The organism is Prevotella koreensis (assembly GCF_003977605.1).
Lineage (GTDB): Bacteria > Bacteroidota > Bacteroidia > Bacteroidales > Bacteroidaceae > Prevotella > Prevotella koreensis.
Window position 1 is genome coordinate 382396 of sequence record NZ_RYYU01000001.1, and the last position, 16463, is coordinate 398858.

The window sequence follows — 16463 nt, forward strand, 5'->3', positions numbered from 1 at the left end:
CTTAGTCTTCGTCCTCAACGTTCTCGCTCTTCATCTTGGCAACGAAACTCTTTGCCGGCTTGAAATCGGGGAAATCGTGAGCGGGAATTACTATCGTAGTGTTCTTGGAGATGTTTCTTGCAGTCTTTTCTGCGCGGTGCTTTACTATGAAACTACCGAAGCCACGCAGATATACGTTTTCTTTCTTGTCCAACAGACTGCTTTTAATCACGTCCATGAAGGCTTCAACCGTAGCAGATACGTCTTTTCTGGCAATGCCGGTCTGACTAACTATCTCCTCTATAATATTTGCCTTTGTCATCTTGATGTTTGTTAAATGATAATCAATAATTTATTTCTTTCTCTATATTAATCTCTTTATTATCAACTGCTTTTATTGCATGCTGATTTTAACCCAAATCGGTTATTAGAACGCATTTGCTTAGATTTACTATTGCCAGCATGCTTCCTTTTACTGCTTTAGTCCGCTTGCCGACATCTGCGCTGCCATTACATCTCGACGTAGCCCGCTACGCCTTCGATGAAAAGTCAGCACATCTGCTCAACAATCGAACAAAATCAGTCAAGGACTCAAATGACCGATTTGGGTTTAAAGCGGTTGCAAAGATACAAGTTTTTTACGTTATAAAAAAATCTTTTTTCGTTTTTTTTCTAAAATATGGGCATTATTGGGATTTCGGAAGAATATTGGCACTTATTGGAACGAATAAGGTGTTTCGCGGTCATTGCTTACGGGCTGTATGCCGTATCTTTTTGTTGCAATGTGCTTGTCGGTGTCGAGCATTCTTGTTTGCAGTTATCCCGACTGCTTCATTATATAAAATAAGGAGTAGGTTTCGTTTGAATCCCACTCCTTATAGTCAATGATATTTTCTATTACTATTCTCTTACTGGAATCTTTTCAACGCGACGTGCATGGCGACCACCTTCGAAAGGAACCGAGAAGAACTTATCCATTATCTGGCGAGCCGTATTGTTATCGACGAAGCGACCCGGCATTACGAGCACATTGGCATCGTTGTGCTGACGAATGAGTTGCCCTATCTCCGGGTTCCAGCATACTCCGGCTCGAACGCCTTGATGCTTGTTGAGAGTCATTGATATGCCCTGTCCACTGCCGCATATAGCGATGCCGGGATAAACCTCACCGCTCTCAATACCTTTGGCAAGTTCATGAGCATAGTCGGGATAGTCAACTGACGTGTCGCTCCATGTTCCGTAGTCTTTTACAGGATACCCTTTTTCCTCCAGATACTGCATTACAAACTGCTTGAGAGGAAAGCCCGCATGGTCGCAGGCTACACCAACTGTCTTTATTTCCATATTATTCACGTTTTAGGTCTCAATCTGCTGTCCGCAATCTGCTGCCTACGGCGTTCGATGTAAGACTGCAAATCTCGAGTTGTTTATTATAGCATTGATTTCACTTGATTATATACATTTTCTGCCGTGTATCCGAGTTTCTCGTCAAGAACCTTGTAAGGAGCCGAGAAACCGAAACTTGGCATGCCGAACACCTTGCCGTTTCTGCCCACAAGACCTTCGAGTGTCACGGGCAGTCCGGCGGTCATGCCGAATACCTTTGCATCTGTCGGGAGTATGCTCTCTTGGTATTCCTTGCTCTGATTGCGGAAAAGTCCTTCTGAAGGAACGCTCACTATGCGCACTTTCACACCGTCTTTTCTAAGCAGTTCGGCACCTGCAACGAGCGTGCTCACCTCCGAACCGTCGGCAAGAAGTATCACGTCGAACTGCTCATCGCTGCCTGCTACAACGTATGCACCCTTACGAGCCTGCTCATAGTCGTTGCCTGCGGGTAGTTTAGCAACGTTCTGGCGCGATAGGATTAGAGCGGTAGGCGTGTCGGTGTTCTCCATTGCCATTGCCCAACATACTGTTGTTTCGTCAGCATCGGCAGGTCTGAATACGCGTACCGAATCTTTTCCGGCATGGTTTTTCAGTTTTTCCATGAGGCGTATTTGTGCCTCCTGTTCCACCGGTTCGTGTGTCGGACCGTCCTCGCCGACACGGAATGCGTCGTGTGTCCATATGAATTTTATCGGCACCTGCATCAGTGCTGCCATGCGCACAGCCGGTTTCATATAGTCGGAGAATACGAAGAATGTTCCGCATGCCGGTATTACACCGCCGTGCAGATACATTCCGATGCACATGCAAGCCATTGTGAGTTCTGCAACACCGGCCTGGAAGAATGCGCCTTCGAAGTCGTTCTTTTGCAGCGACTTGGTCTTTTTCAGGAAGCCGTCGGTCTTGTCAGAGTTTGACAGGTCGGCACTGGCACAAATCATGTTGCCAACCTGCTCTGCGAGAATGCCCAAACAAGTGGCACTGGCAACACGTGTGGCAATGCCTTCTTTCTGTACGCATGCGCTCCAATCCACTTTCGGAGCGTTACCGCCGAACCATTCTTTCAGCATTGCGGCCTTCTCAGGGTTTGCCTTTGCCCATTCCTCTTCTTCTGCATGACGTTTGGCAACAATCTTCTTCAGTTCTTCGCGGCGTTTTGCATACAGTTCCTGCACTTCCGGGAAAATCCGGAATGGGTTTTCAATGTCACCGTTAAGGTTGTTTATGGTATTGATATAGGCCTCTCCACCGAGTGGTGCACCGTGGGTGTTGATACATGCCTCGAAACTTGTTCCGTCTGCGCGGCGTGCCCCTTTGCCCATTACGGTCTTACCGATGATTAGTGTAGGACGGCTCTCTTCTTTCTGTGCGGCGTTCAATGCTTCGCGTATCTCGTCTGCATCGTTGCCGTTTATGGTCATTACGTTCCATCCCCAAGACTTATACTTGGCTGCTGTGTCCTCATTGATAACCTCTCTCGTTTCGGTTGAAAGTTGAATATCGTTAGAGTCGAAGAACATGATGAGATTGTTCAGACCGAGCACTCCGGCTATGCGACCGGTGCCTTGCGAAATCTCTTCCTGCACTCCTCCGTCTGAGATATATGCGTAAATCTTGTGCTGTATCGGTGTTTTGCCGAGACGAGCCTCAAGGAATTTCTCCGCAACGGCCGCTCCGGCAGCGAATGTATGTCCCTGACCGAGCGGGCCAGAGGTGTTTTCTATTCCGCGTGCCACTTTGCGTTCGGGGTGTCCCGGAGTGGGAGAGCCCCACTGACGGAACTGTTTCAGTTCTTCGATAGAGAATTTTCCTTGCATTGCCAAGGCAGAATATAGCATTGGCGACATGTGACCCGGATCAAGGAAGAAGCGGTCACGTCCGTACCATTCGGGTTGGTCGGGGTCGTAAACCAAAAATTCAGAGAAGAGCACATTTATGAAATCGGCTCCTCCCATTGCTCCTCCCGGATGTCCGGAATTTGCTTTTTCGACCATTGATGCTGCCAATATGCGTATATTGTCGGCAGCCCTTGTCATTAATTTCTTTTCGTTCATATATAGTAATGAATAATTTAAATGTTTTCCAATCCTTTTTCCCAATGGATTCTTAAGGCGTTCGTTAGATTTTGTGTGTAAAGTTACGACTTTTTTATTTAAAACATGGTGTTTCACTATTCTTTTTTTATCGTAATGTGTGGAAATAACACTTTTTAATAGAAACATATCTTGTGAAACCTTGCTTCATACATCTTATCTCAGTAATTTCGGCCAAATTGCCATGCAAATTGGGCGAAATTGAAAAGCAAATTGGGCGATTTTGCCGACCAATCTCGCCCAAATTACTTTCTTCTCGGTTGCAAATCATACTGCAATGGCAGTGTTTTCGTGCCATAAAAATAAGTAAATAATTTGTGGATACACGGAAAAAAAGTAACTTTGCAGAACTAATTGACTGACGAAAACAGTGTTACTTGAGACAAAGTGACAAAGGTAGTACTATATGGAATAAGGTAAAAGAGAATGAAAAGAAATATTATAGACCAAAAAGGAGACTACACTCGCTATGAGGTTGAGCGTGAACAGCCGCTGCTGGAATTCCTGCTTGAGAAAGTGAAAGGGCAGAGCAAGTCGAAAATAAAGGCCACTCTGCAAGGACATGGTGTGCTTGTAGGCAAGACGTGTGTTACAAAGTTCGACTATATGTTGAAGCCCGGAATGTGTGTGGCGGTGAGCAATACGAAGCGTAATCTCAACATCTTGCGAAGCAGATACGTGAAAATAGTTTATGAAGACCAGTACATCGTGGTGGTGGATAAAGCCGTTGGTATCCTTTCTATGGCTGCGGGACATTCGTCGCTTAACGTGAAAGCGGTGCTCGATAACTATTTCCATAAGTCACGACAGCGGTGTCAGGCTCATGTGGTGCATAGGCTCGACCGTGACACCAGTGGTCTTATGATATATGCCAAGGACATGCAAACCGAGCAGGCACTTGAACATCAGTGGCACGAGGCTGTTTATGACCGTCGCTATGTTGCGTTGTTGTCGGGAAGAATGGAGCAGAAAGAGGGTACGATTGCCAACTGGCTGAAAGACAACAGTGCCTATATCACATATTCGTCACCCACTGATAACGGTGGGAAATATGCCGTGACACATTTCTACACATTGGAAACGCAGGCCAATTATTCGCTCGTGCAGTTCAGTCTTGAGACCGGTCGGAAAAACCAGATACGCGTTCATGCCGCCGATATGGGACATCCGGTGTGTGGAGATGTGAAGTATGGCAATGGCGACAACCCCATAGGCAGGCTTTGTCTGCATGCTTACGTGTTGTGTTTTTATCATCCTGTTACTCACGAGAAAATGGAATTTTCCACTCCTATACCGCAGAGTTTCATTCAAGGATTGAGAATGTGAGGCTTGGAGAACGAGGTGTAAGGCGTGGGTTTAAGACAATGAATATTCAATAAAATAATGATTATGGGCGATTTGTTATATTATATTTTCGGTATAGTGGTGCTGGTAGCGGCATTTTTCTTGATGAAGAAGATTGCGAGTTGTTTGCTGAAAACTGTTATTACGGTTGTTATTGCCGTGATTCTCGGTGTGATTTATTACGTTTATTTTGTCAACTGAAATAGTTTTACGTGAAATAAGAAAAGAGGATGTGTCTGTTTTTTTGACACACCCTCTTTTGAATTATAATAGGAAATGTACTATCTTTCACACAATTTTAGAGAATAGATTGTTTTTCCTAATTGTCATTATTCTTTCAGCGTCGTATTATTTTGTCTTACTTTAACATCACTTTCCTGATGAATGATTTCTCTCCGTCTATGAATTTTATGATGTATAGTCCGTCAGGAATATTGTTGTTAGGAATTTCCATGCCATAGGTGTCGTAAATAAGCACCTTGCCATTGAATCCATTGACATTTACACGTCCGCCGGCAAAAGTGAACTCGGGCATAATATTGTTGCGGTTGTCGGAAATTGATGCTCCAATCTCCGGGGCGACTTTCACCTGAGCAGCATTCTCTATTTTCCCTTTGCTGTTGATAAGCAATACTACAAGGTGCAGGCTGTCTGTATGCTGGATGTTGCCGGGCACATCAAGTTCTGCGTCATATTCCACTATTTGTTCTGCCTCAACGTTGGTAGGTATGCTTCCTTTAATGCCGTAGTAGTTGTAGTTCATCCGAGCCACATGGTTCATGTCGATGCTGGCATAAGAAGGTAGGTTCTCAAACCCTCCCATCTGACCTAATCCACCACCGCTGAAATTGTTGGCCTGATAGTATCCGGTTATTCCGTTTTCTAACAACACGAATGAAAATTTGTGATCCAGTCCGGTCTGTTCTGTGAGGAATGTTGCAATAGCCTTCGCATTGATTTTTTTCCTTGATGCGTCAGAAAAGTTTGCTTTCACTTCCACTCCCACAGTGGGCGCGTTGGCTACAATCTGGTTATGGGTAGCCTCCAATGAGGAAGACTCCGGCGGGGTAGGATGCTCAAGATCGCGGTTGATGTAGCATTGTGGATATGCCGAGAATGTCATTTCCGAGTAAGAACTTGTTTCCATTTTGTCACCTTTGTGTACTGCTATGCCGATGAATGTGTCGGGATATTTTTTCGACATTTCTGCAAATGCGACGATTCCTTTCGGACAATAACCACACCATGTGCCTGTTCCTTCCTCCACGACCATGCGCTGGCATGGTACGGCATCCATAACCTTTACGCGAGAACTATCGGTGTTGTTGTCAATGTAGTCATCAGGTTTTCCATCAACTTCGGCCAATCGGAACTTCACGGTGTGTATTCCTTTTTCACTGAAACCGGGATGTTCTATGTAGAACTCCTTCTCTATATTTGAGCCCATTGCTGTTTCAAACTCGGCCATGTTTTCCTCTGCGCCATCAATGCTGTAGCCAACCTTAAGATTTCGTGCAATTCGAGAACTCATGTTCATTATGCCAAAGACAAGTTTGCATGGTTCGCCTTTTTTTACTATGATGTCTCTATTGGTATAAAGCCATAGGTCTTTAGGCATGTCTTCGCCCGAAATCTTCGCTTGAATTGTAAGTGCGAGTGCGTTATATGCTTTATCGGTAGCATAGTTGTTCCATCCGTCACCGAGGTCAGCCCAGCAACCATTTTCGGAGTACATTTCCGAACGTCCCATAGACATGTTATCGCCTTCGTAACTATATCCGATGTAAAACGGTTCACCATCAATGGTGTAGTCTGAACTTAATTTCACTTCGTTCCATCCTTTGTAGAGCATTCCGGCTTTTTTGGTCACTATACTTTCGCCGTTAAGGTCTTTGGTGATGAAAACATTCACAGATTTTGCCATGGCAGCCAATCCTATTTTGACTGTTGAAATGGTCTTTCCCTTATAGAGTTGTGATACACCTGCCGGAATATAAATTGCCCCCTTTGCATTTTTCTTGGAGCCGAACTCTCCGGTTACCTTGCTGTTGCAATATCCCCAGAAACAATGAGTTGGTACAGCCTTCACCTGAACCGTTAAAATGCATAGAAGCAATGTAAAGAATATATATTTTTTCTTCATATTTTCTTACTCTTCTATTTTTTGATACATATTTTTTGAGTGAATACTCTATTGCCATCAGTCACTTTCACGACGTAGATGCCTTGAGAGAGGTTGTCGGCAGGAACGCTTCTTCCTGACAAATCGTAAGTTCCTGCGAGTTTATAGCCATCGGCAGCGAAGAGGCTATTACCGATTATATAAATGTAGTTGTCGTTATTTGCACCTGTGTGTGTTATTCCGGTAGGAGCTTTGCAAAGAGTTTGAGCAGTGTTATATACGATGCGATTTGCTGAACTTGGGTCGTAGTTGCCTACGAAAGATACAACACGCAGGTTATTAACATTCCATTCCGGCTTCAGAGCCACAGAGTAAGTCTTTTCGAAATCATAACCGGAAATGTCTAAAGCATCGCCCCATGCACTGTTGCTAAGAACCTTTCTCAATACACCGTTCTGTATGAAACGATCTTTGCCGGCCTGCTGCGTGCTTACAATGCCGTCCTCTACGAGCCATGTAACCAGTCGAAGGTCTGTCTGGAGTGGCATCTCGTTTGTTCCGGCATGTCCGTTTATTTTCACTTCAAGATTGTTATCTGTAATAGTTGGTTCTACACCTAATGTTACGAATGAATAAATTCCTTTGGCAAGATTAAAGAATTGGTTTAACATCTGCTCTTCGTCAATGAAATAAGCAGGTCCCGGATCTTCTAATCCGCTTACGATTAGACGATCTACGCATACAGCCGGAACAAAGGTCTTGGAGTTTCCGTACAATTCTGTATAGTCGGCATCCTCCGGAATGACGAACTGGTCATTGTGAGATTGGTAGTTCCGGTGATGCTTAACCCTGATTATGTCATTACGATTTTCAAGAGCCTTGCTATATACACTGTCTGCCTTGGCACATCCATCAAAGCCTTCGGAAGTGAACTCCTCGAAGAGTACTGTTCGTTCAACCGGACCTGTTCCTTCCTTGATAGAGAAGCCCTTGTCTTCCGCCATATTATCCGAATCATCCGGGTCTGTTACACCGTTCACTTTGGTAATGGTGAATGTTGCAGTATAGTTTCCTTCAACAGGGATAGATATATTGTCTAAATCGATTTTCTGCGGTTCGTTGTTCGGTACATCTAAGCCGTCAATCATAAACTCGGCAGTGTTCACACCCTTTGACGATACCACCACAGAAATGGAGTTTACATGTTTTTTTCCATTGTTCTGTATATATGCAGTATAACGTTTCGGCTTATTCTGCTCTACATATTGTCCTCCATCTGCCTGAGAAAGCTTCATAAGCGAGATGTCGTTATCCGGAACTTTGTTTCCGGAAATGACGGCGCGGATACAAATGTTCTTATTGATGCCGGCCGTGTTGTTGAACCATTGTCCGTCATATCCGTACCAGTTTTTCCCCGGTACAGAATATGCACCCTTGTCGAACAAGAGGCAGTCATAATCTTCTCCGTCGTTCAAATGTAGGACATAACCAATATAAAGGTTCATGTCTTTCTTGATAGTAACCGGGGTGTTGAACTTAATCTTGTTCCATCCCTCCTGATAGTTGAAAGACACACCTTTTGTGAGCGTTGTTCCTACCATGTCTTTCAAGTTGGTACATACGAATATTTCTGCCATATTTCCGCGTTTGGGTTTAATGGCAAATTCTATGGAATCTATTTTGTTGCCTATATACTTATTAAGTATTTCCTTGGGGAATTGAACGGCAGCGTGGTAGGAATGTGAGCCGGAGATTTGAGCAATCAGACCTACACTATATTCCGTGGTGCAATACCCCAGACGCATATTCGAGTTTGCGTCTGTCTGCATATTACTTTCCTGTCCGGAAACAGATACCGGCGACAGGCTGAAGATTTCTTTGTTTCCTGTTTGAGCAAACAAGTCTCCCCCTATAACGGGGAGACTTGTAAGTGATAACAGAAATATGAATTTTCTGATACAGTTCATTTTTTATTTTACATTAAGTTTTACGCTTGTTACGATACCATTATCGGCAATAGTCTTTACGATATATAGTCCGGCAGGCATGTTAAGTTTTGTTGTTCTGCTGACTTCTGCGTTAATCTTCTTTATCAACTTGCCATCTGCAGTGTATATGTCTGCGTTCTTAATATCTTCATTGAAAGTTATTATTCCGGTGTTGGAATCGAAAGAGAAGTTCTTTCCTGCAACATAGACATTGTTTGTTATGCCCGTTGTCTTGTTCTGAATACCGAGATACAGAACAGGAGCAGACTGGTATGTCTGGGAACCAAATTGAGAGAAAGGAGCATTTCCTCCGTATTCCAGCGAGCGGTTGATATTCGAGGTGCTACCCCATGAATTGAACACTTTGTAGAGTGCACAGAAAGCGAGTTCGGAAGGAACGGCACCGGTCTTATCGAACACTACTATCAGATTCTTCGTGTTGTCATACTCAAACGGTGTCTGAAGATTGAACGAAAGGACGTTCTCCGTACCCGGCTCAAGAGTGAATGTTCCGTCATATACAAGTGTAAGTTTTTCTTCATCCAACCAGTCGTACAAATCAGTGAACTTGGTAAGGTCGGTATGTGCGAGGTAAATCTTCACATCAAACGGATCTGTCCTGTCGGTAAGGTTGCTGTTAGGTGTATAGACATAGCCAAGGCGTTTGATTTCACAACCTTTTTCTGCATTTATTTCGGATGCATAGTAAACACTTTGTGTACGCTCGTATTTGTCGCAGTTCATAGACGGACCGTGAGTGTCTTGACCCTCGTCCTTGCCGCTGGTAACAACATTTGTCCATGGAGTGGTTCCTTCCGGAGCCACATAGATATGAGCAACAGCGGTTGTGTCATTGCTGTTATCTTGATCGCCTTCAAGTTCCACCACACCGTAGAAATCGAACAGACCGTCCTTTGTAGGATTGAATTTCACCTGAACATCTGCTGTTTCGCCGGATTTCAATTCTGGAACTTCCTTTGTCTCGCCAACGAGTGTATGTGTACCTTCGTCGTTGCAATATATCTTTATACCGTACTTACTTTGGGTCTTGGATCCCACATTGCGCACCTTTACCGTGCACTTATTATCATACGCCACAACGGCTTCCTTTATATTATCAATAGAGAATGCCTTCAGGTCGTTTTCGGCTACATAGTCAACATTCAGCCCGTAAAGTCTGAAATTGTTATATGCTTTGTGTGTAGCAACCTGCAATCCGTAATAATAAGTATCGGTAGTAGGAGCCGTGAACATGTCCTCGTACACCACGCGGTGGTACATCTCAGGATATAAAAGGTTTTTCTCTTCCTTTATTACAGTTGCATCGGTAAGATCTTCGCCATTCTTGCCGACAGAGATTTTCAGGTCGAATTCCGTATCCCTCTGGTGTACATAGAAATCTGTAGTTATACGATAAGTCTTGCCTGCTTCAAGTTTAAGAGGAGGTGAAGTGAGGAAGCCATCTGCTTCCTGATAGTTGCTGTAACCTATCATACATTTCGAATCTTCGTCATAACCTCCGCAATAGTAGAAATATATAGGATGGTTGGTCGGAGAATACCAACGATTGGCATCATCCTGATTATCAAATCTCAGATTGATTGGTGTAGTCAAGGCACTACCTGCCATGATACCTTCCGATTCTGCTATTTCACCTTCTCCTACCGAGTTCTTTGCTTGGATTTTATAAGAGTATTTCTGCTGATCGCCCAAAGTGTTGTCTGTATAGGTAGTAGCGTTTAAGTCTGTAGCAACAACCACGTTGTCCGGAAGCCTTGTCAAGGTATATGTAAGTTCCGCCTCTTTGATATAGCCATTGTTAAGTCCCTTGGTTGGAGTTTCCCATGACAGTTCTATGCCTGTTCCTTTCTTTTTAATCTGAATGTTTTGTACAGCCCCGGGAACATCAAGACCCATATAGCAGCGGATGCTGTCGGGTACACCTTTTTCACCATTTGCGTTTGATGCCACTACATAGTAGGTGTTTATGCCTTCATTAGGATTGTTGTCAACCCACTGCATGGCTTCTCCCATTTTGTTAAGAGCCGGTATTGTGGCCAAGAGGTCGGCATTGGTTGCCGAGAGAAAAGTTTCTGTCGGTGTCAGTTCGGTTGTAGCAATGTTCTGCTTCTTACGATAAATGAGCACTTCTTTCATTTCCGTGAGAGGAGTTCTATCCCATGCCTTGGTCGGGTTAGTCCATTTGATGGTGTCAACCATGAGACCGCTTATATCGGCTTGTGCATCTATATTGGAAACCTGTGCCGGTGCTTTGGCATTTTCGGCTGTCATATAAGGAATACATAGTCCTACAAATGAGTTGCCCTGATGGAACCATGACTTTGGAGTATATATACCGGTCTCTGTATTTACTGTGTAGATGGTTGTTGCTCCATAGCGACCAACCGGTATCCAGTAAAGATCTCCGGTAGTATGGTTGAAACTCATAGTTCCGAAATAATACATAAGGAATGATTCTCCCCATTCGCTCTTGCACTCAATGGGTGCGCCGGATATGTTGAAATCGCTGTCGAATTTCACGAGTTCCGTTCCAACTGTAGTTGGGTCGTCCTCGCTTTTTGCTTTCGGGCGTACCATATAGCAATCGCCGTTATAGTCGAAGCATAAATTATAATAGACCCTGTCCATTATTTTTACTTTGTTGAACTTACCGGTATTCTTATTTATGGTAAAAAGTACCGAAAAGCCAACTGTCACTTCTTCGCCATTGATGGTTTGTGTCTCATAATCTTTACCTAAGGCATAAATGCTCTTTGTTTTATTGTCGTATGCCATAGTATATACATCATGCCCGCTATACCAGTATTGCTTCTCGGCATCTGAGAATTTGTAAATATTTGTCGTATCACCATTCGCCACGTTCATCTTGGCAAAAGCAACAGGGAAGATACTGTATGTGAAAGACTCGTTAAAAATAGCATAATAGTCTTTGCCGTCGTAAGCACCGCATAAAAGACCGTGTTGCTGAGTCTGGTCGTTTGCGGGGGTGAAGTTCTTTATGGTTATCAGGTCAGACGCATTGCCTGTTCTGAATTTTACCCATCTGCGTTTTTTATTCTCACTTTTAAACTGTCCGACATACATTGTAACTCCTTTAGTCTTGTCATCAATCGCCTGTGGAGTACGATATGGTATCTGCGGAGCAGATTTTAAAATTGATTCGCCCCAAGATGATAAGGGGAACTCTTTCGCATTTACCTGCCCGGAAGCCGGTAATACGGACATTAGTGCAAGCACAAGGCTTGTCAGATAGAAATGTTTCATTGTTATTTTTATTAGGTTTTTAAATTAAAGAATTAGATTCTTAGTATCTCAAGATATTTTAATGTTAATATTGTCAGTGTCGCAAAGGTACGGATAAGTGTTACCTATTATATTATTATATATAAGGTAAACCCTTAGTCTGTCCTTCTCGTTTTTCAATAATGGTACTTGTATGTAGTAAGTATCATTGACCATGTTAAAACACACATTTTTTTATTATATCAGGTACTGATAATAGTTAATTCGCTGCAAAGATATATTTTTTTTTTTATATTTGATTGCTTTTTTCAAAAAAAAATGTATCTTTGCAGCGAAAAATACAAGAAAGTACCTTTAATGTTGATAAATAGGCTCTGATTCATGGTACTTCATTTTACCATGGCGAGGCTTATACGGAAACATCGGGGCATTTCGGTAGAAGCATGAATGTTTATATTATAATTAACTTTTATCAAAGATCAAACTTTAAATCTTATGCGTAATTTTACAAGAAAAATGATTTTGGCAGGTGCATTCAGCATCTCGCTGTTGCCTGTCGGAGCACAGTCATGTGACAGGACAATCAATCAAAAACCTGCTGGTATTAAGCAGACGGTAAAGAACTCACCACGTTTCAAGAAGGCTGTCAATCCTTTCGATTATGGCACAGAGGTCGTGGTTGTCACGGAGGACTTTTCCAAGTTCACTACGGGAACACCGGATAATCCTGACTTCGAAACAGTTATCAACTACAAGAATGATGACAATGCCTGGATTAATATGCTTAACGATTTCACGCACATGCCGGGCTGGGGCTCGCATAATGCATATTCAGCAGGTGGCACACTGTTCCTTCAAGCAGACGGAAAGAACACACAGGGACAGTTGAACACTCCGATGCTTAACGTGGGACAATATCAGGGCATCAGCTTCATATCGTTCAAGGCACGTGTGCAGGAAGGTAAACCGACAGCAAAATACGTCCTACTTGAGGCTGCGGAAACTTACAATATGGCTCCTTCGTGGTCTTTTCTTGGTAACACAATGTTGCCGGAAATCACATCCGAGTGGCAAACATTCGAATACATGTTCTATGGCGGCGGTGGTTACACGTTGTTTAATATTGTGGCGATGGACGCATCCATCCTTGTCGATGACGTGAAAGTTTACCAGATAAACCAATATACAGGTACACCGACACCAATGAAGCATTTCAATTACATGGGAAATGATGACTATACCGCACAGTTCGACCTGAAATGGAGCAAGGTGCCTGAGGCAGATTCCTACATCCTCAATGTTTACCAGAAAGACGAACAGGGTGACATTGTCAATAAATTGATGGAGAATGTTGTTTGTACTGACACTGTGAAAACCGTGACGGGTGCACATTCGGGCGATATATATTACTATACCGTGAGTTCAAAGAAAGGCGGACACGTTTCTTTCCCATCTGCAGAAATGGAGATAAAGGACGTGGCTGCACCATTCCTGAAGCCTGTAGGTCAAATAAATGACGGAAAATACACAGCCGAGTGGGACAGTGTTCCGGCAGCCGAACGTTTCAACTATATCAGTTACTATCAACGTAAGGCAGAACAAAATGGAACTTTCAACATATCCGACCTTAATCTCGTAGGTTTGAAATATAACAATGGTAAAGAAGTAGAATTCTCAACCACCAATCCCGACACTCATGTATATGACGAAGGCACTGTAGATGGACTTTCGCAGGCAGGATGGATTATGAAGAACTATGCGGTATATAAAGATGCATTGACATTCGACGCATTCCACTACATATACAACCATCGTGACGCAGGTATGATTTCACCGGAGATGGATTTGTCAAAGAATGGAGGAAAAATCAACATTTCTCTTAGAGCTAGTGCAGAAGAAGGAACTTATTGGGATGTCAACAATGTGGAACACAAGGGATATGCACAGTGTGCAATAGCTCTCTTCACCTATGATGCAGAATATGGCAACTATGTACAGTCTGAGTTGGTATATCCCGGCAACGTGACGAATGTATGGCAGGACTTCAACTGTCAACTGACAAAGGGTACTGAGCGCTCTATAATAGGATTTTATGCCGTATCGTTCCCGTCAAACCTCTATCTTGCCAGTCTGAAAATCGACCAAGACTACAAGACGGGTGAAACATTCAACGATCCGTTCTTCTACGGAAGATGGTTAGACAAGAGAGAGGTTGAAGTAATCATTCCGCAAAAGGCTGACACCAAAGACATCTACCACCGCGTACAGTCTGTAAGAGTAAAGGCTCAAGACCAGCAAAGCGTATCACGCATAGAAAGTGATTTCTCTACTCTGGAATATGTAGGTGTCGGAACATACAATCCAACATTGGGAATCGAGTCGTCAAAGGTTGGATTCTCCGGTGCAACGGTTAAGTTCGCAGGCGATAACATTGTTATCAACAATCCTCGCAACGAGTCGGTTGTCATTTATCAAACCAACGGAAGCATCGTTTATTCTGACAACAGTAAGTCCTCAACCATTACAATACCGGTACCTGCTCATGGCGCATATATTGTAAAAGTGGGTAAACAGTCAATCAAATTGACTATGTAATTTGAATGTTTTCCCGGTACGCGACAGTGTACAAAAGGTAAAGAAGTACTTCGCTACCGGCGGAAATCATAATGAGCCATCTGCAAAATCAACCGATTTTGCAGATGGCTCTGACTTTTTACACTATTCTTTAGTATTATTGTTCGCTAAACAAGATATTCCTCCATACAACCCACTTGAATGCCAAGAGTTGTTTGGAGGAATATCTTGTTTAGCGAACTGTAATATCTTGTTTTGTTTTTATCTCATCAAATCGAATCCCATACGCACGCTTGATATGTATTTTCCTAAGTCTCCTAATGATGATATTGCGCTGTTGCCGCTCTTCAAGGAGATGATTTGCAGAACGTCAAGCAGTTTTTTTGAATCGAAAACCAGGCTGATGCCTTGCGCGTTGCGTACCACATAGCCTTTTGCTGAGAATAACATGCTATTGAAAACGATTGAACCGTCTTCAGGATTGTAGGTGTAAGTGCCTTCAAGTGGCAGCCCTGCAATTTTCGCACTGAATGATTTGTCCTTCCTGAATGAGAACGATGTGTTGTAACTATTTATCCCAACCTTTGAGAAAGTCTTCTCCAACTCGTTCTCAATGCTCTTTGCAGCGACTTCACCTCCGGCCTGTGCGAGTAGTTTGCTGCTTGTGAATGCGCATCCCGGCGACTCGTATCGCCATGTGCCTAACAGTTCTTCCTCGGTTATTTTCGACGCACCAATCACGTTGTAGATAATGTTTGTTATTGTCTCAGTGTCGGTTGCCGCATTGATAATGCTGCCAATGGCACCGTCTGCGTTTGTGATATTTGCCAAATCCTTGCCCCCTAATCCGCAACTACTAAGCAAAACGGCTGCAGAGAACAAATAAACACCTTTCTTTTTCATAGCTGTAACTTTTTAAAATAATTAATGAATTGATTTAATAACTAAAATTTCTGTATTGTAAAATTTTATAGTGAGTTATCTTGTTAGTTCCTTTTCTTCGGAATATATCCTCTCGAAGACCTCTCGAAGCATGGTCTTGTTTTCGATAAGCGTTCTTATTCCTTTCAAATTTTTCTCGTTTGGCGAGCCGGGAATCCATAATTTTATGTATCCGTTCTGAGAATACTTGTTCTCAAGATGTTCGCAAAATCGGTTCCATTGCCCGTCTTTTTCGAGTTCCGGATAGTTTGAAATGCCGAACTGTATTGTTCGTCTGAATACTGTTTCCGGTGTTAGGTCGCGGTCTGCTTCGGCAACAATCTTTCCGTAGATGCTGCGCGGGGCGTGGCTTGCCGAGGCGCGATGATCCTCCACCGCCTCTTTCATTATCTTGATTTTATCGGCCGAGAACCATTTCTTCAGACGTGCGTCTGCCGCGAGAATCTTGCCTCCCGTGATGTGGTGTATCGCTCGTGGTCCTTCAAGTCCGAGATCATGGTAGGCTGCTATGGTGTACGCCATGTCAATGTCGGCTCCCATTTTGCGTGCTATTTCGAGTGAACGCCTGACTATGTTTGTCACATGTTCCATGTTATGCGCTTTGTCAAACGTGGCATACCGTGGCAGAATGTTCTTTTCGATAAACTCCATCAGGTCAAGGCTGACGTTATTGTTCATAATGAAAAAAGTCCGAATTATTTTGCAAATATATATATTTGTTTTTAATTTTGCAAATATTTATATAGAGAATGTTATCTTTTCGGATTT

The 16463-nt window shown here is 43.3% G+C and carries 11 protein-coding genes; 3 read left to right on the forward strand and 8 right to left on the reverse strand.

What is annotated here, in order from left to right; translation table 11 throughout:
• Window position 1: 1 nt before the first annotated feature.
• The 3 genes from EHV08_RS01610 to EHV08_RS01620 form a co-directional block, all read right to left on the reverse strand.
• Window positions 2-301: an HU family DNA-binding protein gene (locus EHV08_RS01610; protein ID WP_126677688.1), complete on the reverse strand. Its 300-nt coding sequence runs from the start codon at window positions 299-301 to the stop codon at window positions 2-4.
• A 578-nt stretch (window positions 302-879) separates the two neighbouring features.
• On the reverse strand, window positions 880-1323 hold the full coding sequence (rpiB, locus tag EHV08_RS01615; protein ID WP_126677689.1) for a ribose 5-phosphate isomerase B: 444 nt from the start codon (window positions 1321-1323) through the stop codon (window positions 880-882).
• An 86-nt stretch (window positions 1324-1409) separates the two neighbouring features.
• The gene (locus EHV08_RS01620; protein WP_126677690.1) at window positions 1410-3422 is read right to left on the reverse strand and encodes a transketolase family protein; all 2013 of its coding nucleotides are present in this window, start codon (window positions 3420-3422) and stop codon (window positions 1410-1412) included.
• 465 nt (window positions 3423-3887) lie between these two features.
• Between EHV08_RS01620 and EHV08_RS01625 the strand changes: the two genes are divergently transcribed.
• The gene (locus EHV08_RS01625; RefSeq protein WP_126677691.1) at window positions 3888-4787 is read left to right on the forward strand and encodes an RluA family pseudouridine synthase; all 900 of its coding nucleotides are present in this window, start codon (window positions 3888-3890) and stop codon (window positions 4785-4787) included.
• Window positions 4788-4850: 63 nt separating this feature from the next.
• Window positions 4851-5006: a hypothetical protein gene (locus EHV08_RS11390; RefSeq protein ID WP_158676033.1), complete on the forward strand. Its 156-nt coding sequence runs from the start codon at window positions 4851-4853 to the stop codon at window positions 5004-5006.
• Between the two features lie 157 nt (window positions 5007-5163).
• Here EHV08_RS11390 and EHV08_RS01630 read toward each other — a convergent pair whose 3' ends face one another.
• Genes EHV08_RS01630 through EHV08_RS01640 form a run of 3 tightly spaced genes read right to left on the reverse strand, consistent with a single transcriptional unit; the run spans window position 5164 to window position 12200 of the window.
• The gene (locus tag EHV08_RS01630) at window positions 5164-6948 is read right to left on the reverse strand and encodes an Omp28-related outer membrane protein (protein ID WP_126677692.1); all 1785 of its coding nucleotides are present in this window, start codon (window positions 6946-6948) and stop codon (window positions 5164-5166) included.
• 14 nt (window positions 6949-6962) lie between these two features.
• Window positions 6963-8894 (reverse strand): Omp28-related outer membrane protein, encoded by a 1932-nt coding sequence (locus EHV08_RS01635; RefSeq protein WP_126677693.1) that lies wholly within the window; start codon window positions 8892-8894, stop codon window positions 6963-6965.
• Window positions 8895-8897: 3 nt separating this feature from the next.
• Window positions 8898-12200 carry a CARDB domain-containing protein gene (locus tag EHV08_RS01640; protein ID WP_126677694.1) on the reverse strand — a complete coding sequence of 1101 codons (3303 nt, stop codon included), beginning with the start codon at window positions 12198-12200 and terminating at the stop codon, window positions 8898-8900.
• 495 nt (window positions 12201-12695) lie between these two features.
• Between EHV08_RS01640 and EHV08_RS01645 the strand changes: the two genes are divergently transcribed.
• On the forward strand, window positions 12696-14774 hold the full coding sequence (locus EHV08_RS01645; RefSeq protein WP_238987986.1) for a hypothetical protein: 2079 nt from the start codon (window positions 12696-12698) through the stop codon (window positions 14772-14774).
• A gap of 240 nt (window positions 14775-15014) precedes the next feature.
• Here the strand turns inward: EHV08_RS01645 and EHV08_RS01650 are convergent, their stop codons facing one another.
• Window positions 15015-15656: a DUF4923 family protein gene (locus EHV08_RS01650; RefSeq protein ID WP_126677696.1), complete on the reverse strand. Its 642-nt coding sequence runs from the start codon at window positions 15654-15656 to the stop codon at window positions 15015-15017.
• A gap of 75 nt (window positions 15657-15731) precedes the next feature.
• On the reverse strand, window positions 15732-16373 hold the full coding sequence (locus tag EHV08_RS01655) for an HD domain-containing protein (RefSeq protein ID WP_126677697.1): 642 nt from the start codon (window positions 16371-16373) through the stop codon (window positions 15732-15734).
• Window positions 16374-16463: the final 90 nt, after the last annotated feature.